General features: G+C 43.5%; 13 protein-coding genes. 2 read left to right on the forward strand and 11 right to left on the reverse strand.

The features are described from left to right. The coding region (locus ABEW32_RS00005; RefSeq protein WP_430183525.1) for a hypothetical protein at nucleotides 1–267 on the forward strand (267 nt) is incomplete at its 5' end. Nucleotides 268–374: 107 nt separating this feature from the next. On the opposite strand, the gene ligA is transcribed toward ABEW32_RS00005, so the two are convergent. The 11 genes from ligA to rfbC all read right to left on the reverse strand — a co-directional run bounded on the left by ligA (nucleotide 375) and on the right by rfbC (nucleotide 13,255). Continuing rightward, complete coding sequence (ligA, locus tag ABEW32_RS00010) at nucleotides 375–2,390, reverse strand: NAD-dependent DNA ligase LigA (protein ID WP_430183527.1); 2,016 nt, start codon at nucleotides 2,388–2,390, stop codon at nucleotides 375–377. Between the two features lie 86 nt (nucleotides 2,391–2,476). After that, nucleotides 2,477–4,801: a DNA helicase PcrA gene (gene pcrA, locus ABEW32_RS00015; protein WP_430183529.1), complete on the reverse strand. Its 2,325-nt coding sequence runs from the start codon at nucleotides 4,799–4,801 to the stop codon at nucleotides 2,477–2,479. A gap of 35 nt (nucleotides 4,802–4,836) precedes the next feature. Then, on the reverse strand, nucleotides 4,837–5,529 hold the full coding sequence (gene pcrB / locus ABEW32_RS00020; protein ID WP_488168813.1) for a heptaprenylglyceryl phosphate synthase: 693 nt from the start codon (nucleotides 5,527–5,529) through the stop codon (nucleotides 4,837–4,839). A gap of 144 nt (nucleotides 5,530–5,673) precedes the next feature. Next, on the reverse strand, nucleotides 5,674–6,546 hold the full coding sequence (locus ABEW32_RS00025) for a phosphatidylinositol-specific phospholipase C/glycerophosphodiester phosphodiesterase family protein (RefSeq protein WP_430183533.1): 873 nt from the start codon (nucleotides 6,544–6,546) through the stop codon (nucleotides 5,674–5,676). Between the two features lie 134 nt (nucleotides 6,547–6,680). Next, entirely contained in the window at nucleotides 6,681–8,081 is a 1,401-nt protein-coding gene (locus ABEW32_RS00030) for an undecaprenyl-phosphate glucose phosphotransferase (protein WP_430183535.1), read from the reverse strand. Continuing rightward, complete coding sequence (locus ABEW32_RS00035) at nucleotides 8,078–8,986, reverse strand: glycosyltransferase family 2 protein (RefSeq protein WP_430183537.1); 909 nt, start codon at nucleotides 8,984–8,986, stop codon at nucleotides 8,078–8,080. The genes ABEW32_RS00030 and ABEW32_RS00035 overlap by 4 nt, the downstream gene beginning before the upstream one ends. Before the next feature lie 370 nt (nucleotides 8,987–9,356). Continuing rightward, nucleotides 9,357–9,449 (reverse strand): putative holin-like toxin, encoded by a 93-nt coding sequence (locus ABEW32_RS00040; protein WP_377570451.1) that lies wholly within the window; start codon nucleotides 9,447–9,449, stop codon nucleotides 9,357–9,359. A 183-nt stretch (nucleotides 9,450–9,632) separates the two neighbouring features. Continuing rightward, nucleotides 9,633–10,544 carry a glycosyltransferase family 2 protein gene (locus ABEW32_RS00045; RefSeq protein ID WP_430183540.1) on the reverse strand — a complete coding sequence of 304 codons (912 nt, stop codon included), beginning with the start codon at nucleotides 10,542–10,544 and terminating at the stop codon, nucleotides 9,633–9,635. A gap of 192 nt (nucleotides 10,545–10,736) precedes the next feature. Beyond that, on the reverse strand, nucleotides 10,737–11,609 hold the full coding sequence (rfbD, locus tag ABEW32_RS00050) for a dTDP-4-dehydrorhamnose reductase (RefSeq protein WP_430183542.1): 873 nt from the start codon (nucleotides 11,607–11,609) through the stop codon (nucleotides 10,737–10,739). Nucleotide 11,610: 1 nt separating this feature from the next. Next, nucleotides 11,611–12,630 (reverse strand): dTDP-glucose 4,6-dehydratase, encoded by a 1,020-nt coding sequence (rfbB, locus tag ABEW32_RS00055; protein WP_430183544.1) that lies wholly within the window; start codon nucleotides 12,628–12,630, stop codon nucleotides 11,611–11,613. A 79-nt stretch (nucleotides 12,631–12,709) separates the two neighbouring features. Further along, entirely contained in the window at nucleotides 12,710–13,255 is a 546-nt protein-coding gene (gene rfbC, locus ABEW32_RS00060) for a dTDP-4-dehydrorhamnose 3,5-epimerase (RefSeq protein ID WP_430183546.1), read from the reverse strand. Nucleotides 13,256–13,338: 83 nt separating this feature from the next. Here rfbC and ABEW32_RS00065 point away from each other — a divergent pair, with 83 nt between their 5' ends. Next, nucleotides 13,339–15,213 (forward strand): hypothetical protein, encoded by a 1,875-nt coding sequence (locus ABEW32_RS00065; protein ID WP_430183548.1) that lies wholly within the window; start codon nucleotides 13,339–13,341, stop codon nucleotides 15,211–15,213. The last annotated feature ends 32 nt before the right edge of the window (nucleotides 15,214–15,245 follow it).

The following is a 15,245-nucleotide window of genomic DNA, read 5'->3' on the forward strand; positions in this document are numbered from 1 at the left end:
ACCAACCGAAGCTGGTTTATAGAAAGAGCGATTAGCTCATTTTTAATGCTAGCGATTCTTCTTTATAAAAGAAGTAATCTTTATTTCATCATCCATTTGTTCAGTTTTCAAAGAACTTGTCTGACTTCGTTTTGTTTAACAAGCCAGGAATTAGATCATATCATGTTAGTTGCTTTCTTGTCAAATCTTTTTTTGATCATCTCTTCTGCAACCTCGCTTCAAGAAATGTCATTCTCAAAGCAACGTCTAATAATATATCACGCCTAAAGTTATTTAGCAAGCACTTTTTTATATTATTGTTCGTTACTACATAACAGATAATAAGGCAGCCACTCCGCTCTGGAACGGAATGGCTGCCCTCATTGCACAAACTATTATTCTTGTTCTAACAGTCTGATGAATTCATCCTCATCTTCTATGGTGTCGATTCCTAGCTGTTGTGCCTTGGCCAGCTTGCTCCCAGCCTTTTCACCAGCTATGACTAGATCCGTCTTCTTCGATACAGATCCGGCAACTTTGGCTCCCAGCGCCTCCAGCCTCGATGCAGCTTCATCACGCGTAAGCTGATGCAAGGTACCTGTAAGCACAACCGTTTTGCCACTGAAAAAGCTGTCGGTCTTTTTCGCCTGTGGAGCTTCGGGAGCCTGAGCTTTCACCCCTAGGGACAGCATCTTTTCAATCCCTGCTTGAGTAAATGGATCGGCAAAGAATGCAACAATGCTTTCAGCTACAATCCCACCTACATCCGGCAGTTCTATCAATTCATCCACCGTAGCGGACATCGTCTTGTGCAAATCACGATAGTGCTCAGCCAACATGCGTGTCGTCGCTTTGCCGGTATTCGGTATGCCAAGTGCATAAAGGAAAGAAGCCAGGTCACTCTCCTTACTCTTTTCAAGTGCCGCCAAGAGGTTATTGGCCTTTTTCTCACCAAAGCGCTCCAGCTTCACAAGATCATCATATTGCAGTGTATACAGATCCGCAGGTTCACGAACTCCCAGTTCATCATGCAATTGGATGGCTGTTTTGTCACTGAACGTCTCAATGTCCATAGCATCACGTGAAGCAAAATGGGAAATGCGGGCCACAATTTGTGGCTTACAACCTAGCTTATTGTCACAAAATAAATGGGCGCCTCGCTGCTGCAGCGGAAACCCACAGGCTGGACAATGATCTGGAACAACAATTTCCTCCCCGTCATTCTCAGATGTAACTTTTCCCAAAATCTCTGGAATAACATCGTTCGAGCGACGAATAAACACACGTGTCCCCAAAGCAAACTTCAGGTTTTTACGCTCGATATCGCCAGCATTGTTCAGCGTACAATTTTGCACAGTGACTCCCGCCAGCTCTACCGGTTCTACCCTAGCCAGTGGAGTGATCTTCCCGGTTCTTCCTACATTCCACTCGACCGAGTTAAGCACTGTAGTCGTTTCCTCTGCTTCGAACTTATAGGCCACCGCCCAGCGTGGGAATTTATCGGTATATCCGAGAACCTCACGTATGCGCATATCTGTAATTTTCAATACTGCCCCATCAATAAGATAATCCAATCCAGCACGGGATTCTTCAATCTCAATCAGCTGATCCATCACATCATCAAAATTATCAAAGTAAGTCAGGTATGGGTTTACCTTGAAATGATTTTCACGCAGGAAGGCCATCATCTCCTGATGACTGTTAAACTGAATACGGTCCGCATAACCCACATTGTAGAAAAAAGCATTCAATCGCCGTTCTGCTGTTACTTTGGGATTCAGGTTACGCAAAGCCCCAGCCGCGGCGTTCCGTGCATTTTTAAGAGGATCCGTAGCAGTCTCATTATATTTAGACAGTACAGAGAGATTCATGATCCCTTCTCCCTGCACCTCAATAGTTCCATTTTGAAAAGGAATTTTAAGTGGGACGGATTTAATCGTCTTGACCTGTGCCAGTATCCCCTCACCTACTACACCATTACCGCGGGTGGAAGCCTGCACCAGCTGTCCATCCGTATACGTCAGGTTTAGTGTCAGTCCATCAAATTTTAATTCTATTGCATAGCCTGGAGACGGCAATGGCTGCTCCGGGTTCTTGGTATTATAATCATTGATCAGCTTCACGACACGCGCATTCCATGCACGCAGTTGCTCCATATTCTGAGCTTTATCAAGGCTCCATAATGGGGCGAGATGGCGATGCGGTGTGAAACCCTTGAGGATCTCCCCGCCCACACGTTGTGTTGGCGAATCCGGCAGCACAAGACCGCTTGTCTGCTCAAGCGCTACCAGTTCGTCATAAAGCACATCATATTCCCTGTCGCTGATTTGGGGCTCATCCAATGTATAGTAGTGATAGTTACATGTGTTCAGATCAGCAACAAGCTGCTCCATCCTGTGCATTGGGTTCATGCAGGCGTATCCCTCCGGGAACTTCATTAGAGCAGAGGCCTAGCCAAGCTGCCCTATGAGGTTCGAGATTTAATGACTTTTTAGGTTTATTCTACTTTTGTAATCGGCGCAAAGCCAGCCAACAGTCGTTTAACTCCTACAGGAGCCGGGAAAGCAATTTGAAGTTCCATATCATTGCCTGTACCTTTTACAGCTACAATAGTTCCAATTCCCCATTTGCCATGCTGCACCTTATCTCCAGCAGCAAAAATGGATGAACCTCCTGTCGAAGCAGTCGTAGTTGGTTTTGCCGGTGAAGAAGTGGTTACTGTGACGCGAGGCGACGCGGAAGCAGACGAACCACTACGACTCATCGTATCGAACGAGCGCTCTCCGCCAAAGTTGCTGCCGCCGCCTTTACCCAGTCCGCGACCACCATAAGAACCGCCTACATTGCCTGAACGACGGTAGCGGTCGCGCTTGATGACCGTATCCTCTTTTAACTCATCCGGAATCTCTTCGAGAAAGCGGGAAGGCGGGTTAGCTGTGGTACGTCCAAACAGAGTGCGCATCTGAGCGCATGTGAGGAACAACTGCTCCTCAGCACGGGTAATCCCGACATACGCCAATCTACGCTCTTCCTCCAGCTCTTCATTATCCAAAAAGGCCCTGCTGTGAGGGAATACCCCTTCCTCCATACCAACGATAAATACGATAGGAAACTCCAGTCCTTTGGCGCTATGCATGGTCATTAATACAACCGCATCACTCTGCTCCTCTTCATCGTCATTCATGGAATCAATATCGGCAATGAGAGCAAGATCAGTCAGGAAGGAGACGAGCGATTTGTCTTCGGTCCCTTTTTCAAATTCCATAGTTACTGACAGAAACTCATCAATATTCTCCAAACGCGAGCGTGACTCAAGTGTATTTTCGTTTTGCAATTCCAATCGATATTGGGTGGTTTCCAGCATTTTTTCGGTCAACTCAGTAACTGACAGGTAATCCACCATCCGACTTAAACCTTCAATCATATCGTAAAACTCTACAAGCGCATTGCGCGTGCGTCCAGCAAAGCCCAAATCATCAACCACTTGAAGCACACGGAAAATCGAAACCCCACGTTCCGCCGCGGCTGCCTGTAATTTGCCAACCGTTGTGTCGCCGATGCTTCGTTTGGGTACATTAATGATTCGGATCAGGCTGATATCGTCGTCAGGATTGGACAGTAGGCGAAGATACGCCAGCAAATCCTTAATCTCTTTACGATCATAGAACTTGATTCCGCCCACGATTTGGTAAGGAATATCCGATTTGATCAAAATTTCCTCGACCACCCGAGACTGGGCATTCGTACGGTACAAAATGGCATGATGGCTATAGGTTTTGCCCGCCTTAATATTCTTATGAATTTCTGAGGCGATAAAATAGCCTTCGTCATGTTCGGAGTCAGCACGATAAACCTTAATCTTGGCGCCGCCTTCTTTGTCGGTCCATAGTTTTTTTGGCTTGCGGCCTGTGTTTTGGCCAATGACTTCGTTAGCTGCATTAAGAATATTTGAAGTTGAGCGATAGTTCTGCTCCAGCAAAATCGTGCGTGCTTCCGGGTAATCCTCTTCAAAGTTCAAAATGTTGCTAATATCCGCACCCCGCCACCGATAGATGGATTGGTCGCTATCACCTACAACACATAGCCGATGATGCTTGTCGGCCAGCATTTTGCACAGCATGTACTGCGCACGGTTCGTATCCTGATATTCATCAACATGAATGTATTGAAATTTCTTCTGATAGAAATCAAGTACCTCAGGTACTTCTTTAAAGAGCTGAATCGTTGCCATGATCAAATCATCAAAATCAAGAGAGTTGTTGTTTCTGAGCCGTTGTTGGTACTTGGTATATACCTTCGCCACAATTCCTTCAAAATAATCGCCAATCTTGCGCTCATACATTTCGGGTGTGACCAGTTCATTTTTAGCCGTACTCATCATAGACTGAACCGCTTTGGGTTCAAACTTTTTGGTATCTATATTCAGGTCCTTCATACAGCTCCGAATGACAGACAATTGATCCGTAGAATCCAAGATGCTGAAATTGGAGGTAAATCCGATTCGCTCGATATCGCGGCGTAAAATACGCACACACATGGAGTGAAAGGTGGATACCCACACATCTTTCCCCTGCGGGCCAATCAGCTTGGATACGCGATCCTGCATTTCACGCGCAGCCTTGTTCGTAAAGGTAATCGCCAAAATCCCCCATGGGGCCGTTTTGCGGGTTGCGATGAGGTAAGCTATTCGGTGCGTAAGCACCCGTGTCTTACCACTGCCCGCGCCAGCCATAATCAGCAACGGACCATCTACCGCCTCCACGGCCTGCCGCTGAGGCTGATTAAGGCGAGCTACCGCCTCGTGTATATCTATTGATTGCATGCGTGCATGCTCCTTTCCCTAAACTTTCATAAAATTCACGTTCTATCCTTCACAACTACCGTCTCCAGTGCTTTCGCCAAGTCACGATAAATAATGTTTCCTACTACAATGGTGTCACAAACAGCTGCTGCTTGTAACGCGGTAGATTTATCCACGATCCCTCCTCCGTATAGGACACGAGATCGCTCTGTAGCACGATGTATTTTTTGCACCAGCTCCATATCTCCAAAGACACCGCTGTATTCCACATATATGATCGGCAGATGCATAAGCTTGTCAGCAATCTGTGCATATGAGGCGGCAGCAGAGGCACTCAGCAAAGTATCCGCACTGGTAAGCTTAGCGACGGTAGAATCACCGTTCAAAACAATATATCCTTCCGTCACAAGTAAATCCCACGGAATCATATAACCAAATTGCTCAATCGCACGTTGGTGCTGCCCCGTAATCCAATTACTGTCAGCGGTATTCAGCACCATGGGAATCATATATAGATCAAACCCCGGCACCACAGCTTCCAGATCGGATACCTCAAGCACACACGGCACCTCATAACGCCGAACCCGTGACAGCAAATCCACCGTATTTTCATAGGTTACGCCCGAAGAACCTCCCACCATAATGGCGTCCGTACCTGACATGCACACAGCATCCAGCACCTCATCATTCAGTTCCTTGTCAGGATCAAGCTTAAATACATGCCTCCATGATTGAATTGAATCTGCCAACACACATTCCTCCAGCATCCATTGCTTTTGTCATCATCCAGACGAGCCGAATTCCAATATCCAAAAGCGTTCTATGCTAAGTCTATGACAGTGCTTAAAAGGTGTCAATGTTCGTATCAAATGGGAACACCGAGTTCAGACAGCTCATGGTTTTAGCGCATACAACCAACTGCGTCTACTAAGTTCTTTTTCCGTTAAAACATCTGTATAGAAACCTCTTACACCCATCTGTTCGTACTCCGTAGCATCCTGCAACTCGTTAATCGTATTTACGTAGCACACCGCCCCCGCCTGACGCAAACTTTCCACTAAGGCACCACTTACGCGATTTTCTGGTAAAGTCACTGCCGTTATATCATATTGTTGGACAAATTGAATGATCTGGTCATCCGTATCTTCTGTAGCATAGAGCGTATAAATAATGGATGTATAAGGATAGATACTCCGCAACGTTTGCAGCATTTCTTCATTATAAATTTGAGGGACAATACGAGACAAAAGTTCGGGATTTTTCTCTTGGGTCTGACGGGTCAGTTGCGCAAACAACTGCTTGATTCGAGCAGGGTCCTGCTCTTTCGTATCGGTCACAATATAGGCATCCGGGTAGTTTTCCAATAAATCCAATACATCCTTCCAATCTATCGGAGTATAGGAACCGTGTATGGGAGTGTTTTTAAATTGATGATAGCTCCAAGGCTTTCCGCCCTGCTCTGTAGCAACAGCGTATTCCTGTTGCATTTGTTTTGTAAACGATTCTGTCCATTCATGGCGCGCCACCAAATGTCCATCCGAAGTAAACATCAGGTCGACCTCGAATACACGGCTGCCTTTTTTATAATTTTCCACAAACGCTTCACGCGCATTGGTATAGGCCAAACCATCAACGGCCCCCATGGCATGCGAAATCACACGGTGTGTGGTAAAGCCAGTATGTTCTTCTGTAGATTGTCCTTTGTAAGCCAGTAAAAATGTGCCACATAACATTAAAAGAATAATCGCAGCAATCCATCGTTTCATAGGGTGTCACATCCTTTTCGTACAGGACAATACCCTACATACACCTACTCAAAACAGTTCTATATCAACTGAATTAAAAAATCAGCTATATAGACACAAAAACACCCTCCGACTAAGCCGAAGGGTGACGCGGATTAATATGCGTTTTTGAAACCATTGCGAATCGTACGGAAAATAATTTTAATATCGAATAAGAGCGACCAGTTCTCAATATAGAAAATGTCATGCTTAATTCGTTCCTCAATAGATGTATCTCCACGCAAACCGTTACTCTGTGCCCAGCCTGTAATCCCGGGACGAACATGATGCTTCACCATGTATTTGGGAATTTCCTCACGGAACTGATCCACATAATAGGGCCGTTCCGGACGTGGACCAACGACACTCATATCACCCAACAGTACGTTGAAAAACTGTGGCAGCTCGTCGAGACTCGTTTTTCGAATAAAAGTACCAAAACGCGTGCGCCTTGGGTCATTAGCAGTCGTCCAGCCCGTATCTTCAGTTCCTGGCGGCAGTACCTTCATGGAGCGAAATTTGTACATCCGGAAGGTGCGACGGTTCAAGCCTACCCGCTCCTGCTTAAAAATAACGGGGCCTCTCGACGTGGCCTTCACACCAATCGCCACGGCCAGCATAATCGGAGAGGTTAGAATAATCGCAAATAAAGAAAATAAAATATCGAACAGGCGCTTAAACAAACGATTCCCTGCTACATCCAGTGGGATATCCCGCACATTGATCATCGGCATACCTGCAAAGTTATCAAAGTAAGGCCGTGCAGGCAAATAATCAAAGAAGTCGGGAATAATAAGCGTACGTACTCCAGCCTTTTCACACATGTTGATAATCTTGGGGTACTTATCATGGGCATCCAGCGGCAACGCCAGAATGACTTCATCAATCATCAGGCGCGACAGCGTTGCCTCCAACTGGTCTAACCCTCCAAGAATTGGGCGAAAATGAGCTTCTTCCTCTTCACTCCAATGCCGTTTATCATCCAGAAATCCCACCACTTCATAGCCTAAATCAGGGTACTGTTCAAGATTATGATAAAATCGTTGGCCCAAAGAACCTGCTCCAAGAATGAGCATGAATTGCTTATTGTATCCTTTTTGACGGAGGACTTTAAGAACTTGCTTCAAAAAATATCGATAAAACAAAATAATCAGTACATTACCAACCATATAGATCGCCAGGTAGGACCGAGAGATGTCGATTTGCTTTACGAAGAACATCACACTCAACAGCACAAACAGGCCAACAATGTGAATCTGGGTAACGCGAAATACATCATCTGCAAACCGTTTTTTTCGTTTTGGTGAATAGAGTGAAAATAACATCCCCAGCACTACGGCAATGAGACCATAAATTAAGCTCCATCCTCCATATACTTGAATAGGAAGCGGCTCTTTATAAGTAATCCATTCACTTTCAAATTTGAAAAACCAAGCGATCAGAAAGGATAACTGAATGACCGCGAAATCCGCCACAATATATAATTGGGTTAAAAAACGCTGATTTCTGCGTATCATGCTTTCACCTCAGTACGAGATTGTTCCCCGCTGTCCGGCTTAACCGGTGCAGACAACTTATTTTTAAGAAAAGCCATTCCAAACTTCACCGTAATTCCCGCATATACAGCCATGTTGGTGAACCAGCTGTACTGCTGCTTATAATGCTTACGATGAAATACCCACATAGCTCTATGAAACTCATAAATAATTTTCAAAGGACGACGGCGAGCGCTGCCTCCTTTGATATGAATAATATATGTGCGTGGGTAGTAGTAAATGCCCCAACCCGCTTGTTTAATCCGGTAACACCAGTCTATATCCTCACCATACATAAAAAAGGTTTCGTCCAATCCGCCAACCTGGTCAATCGTCTCCCGACGCACCAGCATAAAAGCCCCTACCAGTACATCTACAGGATACTCATCATCCGGGCTTAGATGCCCAAGCTGATATTGGTTGTACTTTGGGTTATCCGGGTAACGCTTCGACCAACCGAAAGCATAGTAAAAAGACGCAGACGGCGTTGGAAACCCTCGCTTACAAGCCTTGTCTAGTGAGCCATCTGGCAGGATGACCTTACAGCCCGATGCCCCCATCTCCGGGTGCGTATCCATAAACTGAATCATTGTATCCAGCGTATCCGGCTGCACCAACGTATCGGAGTTCAATAGCAATACATAACGCCCACTAGCTACTTCCATGCCCTGATTGTTCGCCTTGGCGAAGCCTGTATTATCCTGATTAGCTATCAATGTAATCTCTGGGTATGCAGCACGAATAGCCTCAACAGACCCGTCACTGGAGTGATTATCAATGACAATCACTTCATACCGATACTGCGTCTCTGACGCATACACTGACTGCAAACAATCCAGCGTCAATCGACACGTATTATAGTTGACGACCAGTATGCTTACATCCATATTTAAAACGCTCCTGACAAATTCAGTAATCTATTCTACTATCGCCTATTATAGCATACCCCGTACGCCACGGGGCGCAAAAATGCACATAACTTGTAACCTTGCATAGTTAGTGGAATTTCACAAAATTCGATTCTAGTCGCTCCAAAGTGCAAATATAGACAAACGAAACCATCTGAATCTATATATTGTTCATTGGAAGTCGATTATTGGATTTTTGTAAAATCCTCGGTTGAGGTCTAAATTTCATCGTGGTAAGATATACATGGAAAAAGGGCTGGTGCCAGCCAGCCCCGCGCAACCAACGCTCCAAGAGCGGACGGTTTTGGAACAATCAGGCCGAAAATAGACCCTTCCTTGCGGGGGCGGTCTATTTTCGTTTGCTAAACTCTAACAGTGTGACGATTAACGCCCCGAACGTCAGCATTAAACTGAGCGCCTCAAACACTGTCACAGGCTTCACCCCCCTCCTCGGGAGAGTTAGCCGACCGCCCTTGCCAGCTCTATCGGTTGCACGTTTCAATTATACTATATATTTCCAAAAAGGAACATGCATTCGATGGGTTTTTATCTAGCATTCATTTGCACCTTTGATTATTTGACGCTCCTAAATGGAAAAAAGTTTCAGTATTTTTCTTCCCATCTTCTATAATTTCCCCAGTATAAAGACTAACTTATAAATCCAGTTGTCCAACCGTGACTGCCTATAAAATGGAGACTGCCCAATGTATTTTATACGGGAAAGCACACTCTTTTGGTAGCTATCTAGGAATCGATCCGCGTCTTTATACAATGGTGAGGCGATGTCTTGTCCATATAGTTGAAGAAATTGCCGAGCTTGCCTACTTAAAATATAGCGATTTTTCCCTTCCACAAATCTACTTAGTCTTTTTCTCCACTTGCTGATCCAGCCATCCGTTGAACCTCCAAGCACATTGTTTTGATGCTGCCGATACCAAATGGACGGCTCAGGATCAAAAACGACTTCGCCAAAAGAGGCTGTGCATAGGTAAATCCACCAGTCATGCATGATAATGTTCTCCAAAGTATCCGGCATTTTCTTTTTCACGAGCTGGAGTGTTTGTTTATTGAACACCATGGTGCAACCTACACACACATTCTCGATGAGAGCATTATATAAGGATAAAGGTCTGGGAATATCAGCTGGCCATACCTTGAGAGGCTCCAAGTTTTGAGAAACCATTTGGGTAGCAGAACAGTACATCAGCGGCCGGCTCTCGTCCCTCTCCCTGAGCTGAGCTACAGCCCGAGCAAGCTTGTTCGGCATCCACACATCATCCTGATCACAAAAAGCGTAATAGTCGAATGTATCAGACGATCTTTGGATCAGATCAAAAAAGCTCGCAATAACGCCTACATTACTTTTGAGGCATAATCTAATCTGTTCAGGATAACGCTGTGCCACTGTAATCAACTTGGATACTGTATCATCTGTCGATCCGTCGTCGCGGATTAGAATCTGTACTTCTACGTCTTTTTGGTTGATGAGACTTTCTATCTGCTCGTCTAAGTAAGTTGCTCCATTATATGTAGACAATAATACTTGTATGTTAGGTCTGTTCAGAGTAATGCCCTCCTTCTTTGATAATATGGGCTACAGGACATGGATGTCCCCACCTGCCTATACATTATAATGCTCTTCGTCCTTAATCAACATAGTCTTAAATATAATAAAATCTCCCAATCGTGAAATGATGGGAGATTGTTGATAGCTATGATAAGGTTTTAATTATTCAGATTCATTAAAATACTCCTGCAAAAAGTCACGCAATCCCTTGCGCCAATCCTGTAAATCGTGAAATCCGTTGGTCCGGATCGCAATATGCTCCATCACGGAATTACGTGGCCGCGCCGCGGGTCTGGGAAACTGCTCTGTGCTGCATGGCTCTAATTTTGCAGTGATCTTTACAGCAGATAGCTCTGTGGCATCCTGCAAAATAGCTTGTGTGAACTCGTACCAGGTACAGGAACCGCTATTGGATGCATGATATACGCCATACTTCTCCGTTTTAATCAATTCCGCCAAAAAACGTGCCAAATCCACCGTATAGGTAGGTGACCCTTTCTGATCATTCACCACCTGGAGGAGCGGCTTCTCCTGTCCAAGCTTCAGCATCGTTTTGACAAAATTGTTCCCGTGCAATCCATATACCCAAGACGTACGAACAATAAAATACTTAGAGGAAAGCGTCTCGGTTAATATTTCTCCCGCACGTTTGGACTTTCCATAGATACTCTGCGGATTCGTATTATCATATTCGTGATAGGGCTGCTCGGCTGTTCCATCGAACACATAATCTGTGCTGATATAAACCAGCTTGGCTCCAACCTTTTCCGTAGCCAGCGCCATATTACGCGTTCCAGCTGCATTTACTTGATAAGCTGTATCCACATCAGTCTCCGCCGCATCCACCGCTGTATACGCTGCACAGTGGATTACAGCTTCAGGCTGATATTGACCTACTATTTTCATCGCTTGGTCCAAATCTGTAATATCCAGCTGTTCCCGGTCGTAACCCAGGACATTATGTCCCTGCTCTTGGAAGACCTTTACCACATCCTTGCCAAGTTGACCGGATGCTCCAGTAACCAATATTCTCATTTTACACATCCCCTAAGCGGGAACCATACTGCTTGGCATAATATTGCTGATATTCACCGGATTGAATGCGGGCCCACCATTCCTCATTGTCCAAGTACCAGCGAATCGTTTCTTTAATGCCAGTCTCAAAAGAGTGTTTGGGCTTCCAGCCCAGCTCGTTCATGGTTTTAGTTGGATCAATACCGTAACGGCGGTCATGGCCCGGACGATCCTGTACATACGAGATTAGAGATTCTGGCTTGCCCAGCTCCTCCAGTACCGTTTTGACGATGTGCACATTCGTCCGCTCGTTATTCCCCCCAATATTATACACTTCACCCAGCTTGCCCTGATGAATGACCAGATCAATTGCGCTGCAGTGATCCTCCACATACAACCAGTCGCGAATGTTCAAGCCATCCCCGTATACAGGAAGCTGTTGATCGCTCAATGCACGTGAGATCATTAACGGAATCAGTTTTTCTGGAAATTGGTAGGGACCGTAGTTATTAGAGCAACGTGTGATATTTACCGGCAAACCGAAGGTTTCATGATATGCACGAACTAACAGATCACCGCCTGCCTTGGAGGCAGAATAGGGACTATTAGGCTGCAACGGAGTGTCCTCTGTGAACAATCCGGTTTCACCCAGTGAACCATATACTTCATCTGTTGACACCTGTACAAATTTGGCCACATTATATTTTTTGGCGGCATCCAATAATACCTGTGTGCCCAATACGTTTGTTTTTACAAACACTTCCGGCTCCAAAATACTTCGATCCACATGCGACTCTGCCGCAAAATTCACCACCACATCAATTCCCTGTTGCATCAGCTGATCCATCACTTGTGCATCAGTAATATCCGCTTTGACAAAGGTATGCTTGGGATGGTCTTCGATCGATTTCAAATTCTCCAAGTTGCCTGCATAAGTGAGTGCATCCACATTCACAATTTCATAGTCTGGATGCTGCTTTAACATATACAATACAAAGTTACTGCCAATAAATCCGGCACCGCCGGTGACAAGAAGTTTCATAAATACCTCCTAAACGTGCATTAATACAAATCACATAGGCTTTTGAAACAGAACGACAAAACAGTCGCCTATTATCACTCTAGTCAAAGTTAATGTCTGCATCACTTAATGTTGGATGCCTCTGATCCTTCTCTGAAAGAATAGCCTGAGAAGTTGGCCAATCAATCCCCAGCGCAGGGTCATTCCACAGAATTCCCCGATCATTTTCGGGGGAGTAATACTCGTCTACCTTATACAACACTTGAGTATTTGGAACAAGCGTACAGAACCCATGAGCAAACCCTTTAGGCACCAGTAGCTGACGTCTATTGTGCTCGCTTAAGATTACCCCAACCCATTGACCGAATGTTGGAGAACTTTTGCGAATATCCACAATAACATCATAGATAGCTCCAGAGAGCACTCGAATGAGTTTGGTCTGGGCCTTGGGATTAAGCTGGTAATGCAACCCTCGGATCACGCCAGCTTCTGCCGATAAGGACTGATTATCCTGAATAAAAACATGATTGATTCCATGCTGCTTCATAATTTGCTCATTGTAGCTTTCCATAAAAAAACCACGGTGATCACCATGGACCACGGGTTCAATGATTTTTGCACCTGCAAGTACTTCCTTTGTTATCATTCACGAAACCTCCAACATCTTCTGTATATACTTTCATTTATGATTACTATAAAATTAATAAGCACACTATTTTGGGAGGGAATATGCTTTTGAATTTATCGAGAGTTAATAAAAATTTTGTTTGGTCCTATTTGATTTTGATGTGGCTACTTATCCCGATTTTCATATTGCTTAAAGTTGATTCTTACTATATTTCCATATTATTTAGCCTAAATATCGCTCAGTCGTTTGTCATAGGTGCTACATACATTTTACACATCAGTGGTATCTTAACATATGCAAAGAAAGAAATAATGGTGCAATACCTAGCTTTTGGCGGCTATCTCGTTGGGATTATATTCATTTACGCTTTCCTCCAAAGGGAACATTTTATTTATTATTGGGACTTTTCGGCCTATTGGAATACTTCCATACAATTTAATAATCTTTTAAGTACAGATTTTATAGCAGCATCTAAACAAATCTATGCAAGTATTTTAAGAGACGATTATTCCGTGTTCCCAACAGTCTTTCTTGCTCTACCCTTAAAGTTCTTAGGTACAAGCTACATGAGCTATGTGTTAGCAATCTATACCTGTTTCTTGTATCCTTCTTGTTTGATACTGTTCTTATTATGTATCAAGATTGCTGATCAAATCCAGCTAAACACAAAATTGAACGTTCTTATCATCTTTGTACTTACATTTACTTTCCCAATTATGATAGCTCCTATGTTAGGTGGATACCTGGATTCTATAGGACTTATTTTTATCTGCTTGTCCTTAGTTATTTTATTTAATAATGATTTTGAACGCTTAAATGTAAAAGCGATTTTACTTTTAGCTGCTTGCCTGGTATTGCTTACATTCACAAGAAGATGGTATGGATTTTGGATTGTATCTTTTTTTGGGTCAATCGGTATCGCTTTTATATTCAAATGGATCTTAGAAAAAGAGTTTCGCTTTAAGCAGCTTTTACAGGTTATTTTGAATTTTTTCATTATAGGAGCTTCAAGCGCATTATTTCTTATCATATTCTTCAATGAATTTATTCAAAGAGCTCTGACCAATAATTTTAAGAACGCCTACTCTGCTTATTATTTTGGTGACGTCTTAAGTAACTTGCAAAATTTATTTTATCATTATGGGGCCTTTATTTTTATCATAGCTCTTGTTGGTTTCGTAGGCTTGCTATTTATGAGTAAAACAAGGTATATATCAATCTTTTTACTTACGAACTTATTCATTACGTACTTTCTATTTACAAGAATCCAAAGCTTAGCATCTCAGCATTATTATCTGCTTACAGTGAACGTGTTAATTCTTTTTATTAGTGGCGTTATTCTTATACTAAACTATTTATCCAAGATAAAATATGCAAAAAGTATTGGCTTAGTTATTCTGGCTTATTTAGTGCTCTGTAATTTCTTAGTAACCTTTACAAATACAAATGCACGGCCGGTTACCTATTTCTCTTCTTTATTCAGTGACTTTAAACAAACACCTAGAGTAAGAACAGATATACCTGTGTTGAAGCAATTGACGGCTGATCTTAAGGAAATTTCATCAGAACAGCATAAAATATATGTCCTATCGAGCTCTGGAATCCTTAATGATGATATACTCAGACAGATCGAAATGCCTGACAATAGCAACGCTCTTCCGTTTATGAATTTGACCCATCATGTTGATTTAAGAGATGGCTTCCCAGTGTCGTTTTTTGAATCCGATTATGTCGTGATTGCAATACCTACGCAATACCATTTAGGTGAAAGTGGTCAAAAAGTTATAGGTATACTCGCAGAAGAGGTCATGAACGGATCTCTTAAAAATAACTTTAAACCTTTAAAAAGCTACACCCTTGATAATAACGTAAAAGCTATCGTATTGAAAAAGACATCATCCATCTCAAAAGAAAAAATTGATCTTATACGTTCACAATTTAAAGAAATATATCCTGATAATCCCGATCTTTTCTAATCCAATCCAGATGTCCGACGCATATAAAAAAG

The organism is Paenibacillus jamilae (genome assembly GCF_050482105.1).
Lineage (GTDB): Bacteria > Bacillota > Bacilli > Paenibacillales > Paenibacillaceae > Paenibacillus > Paenibacillus jamilae_B.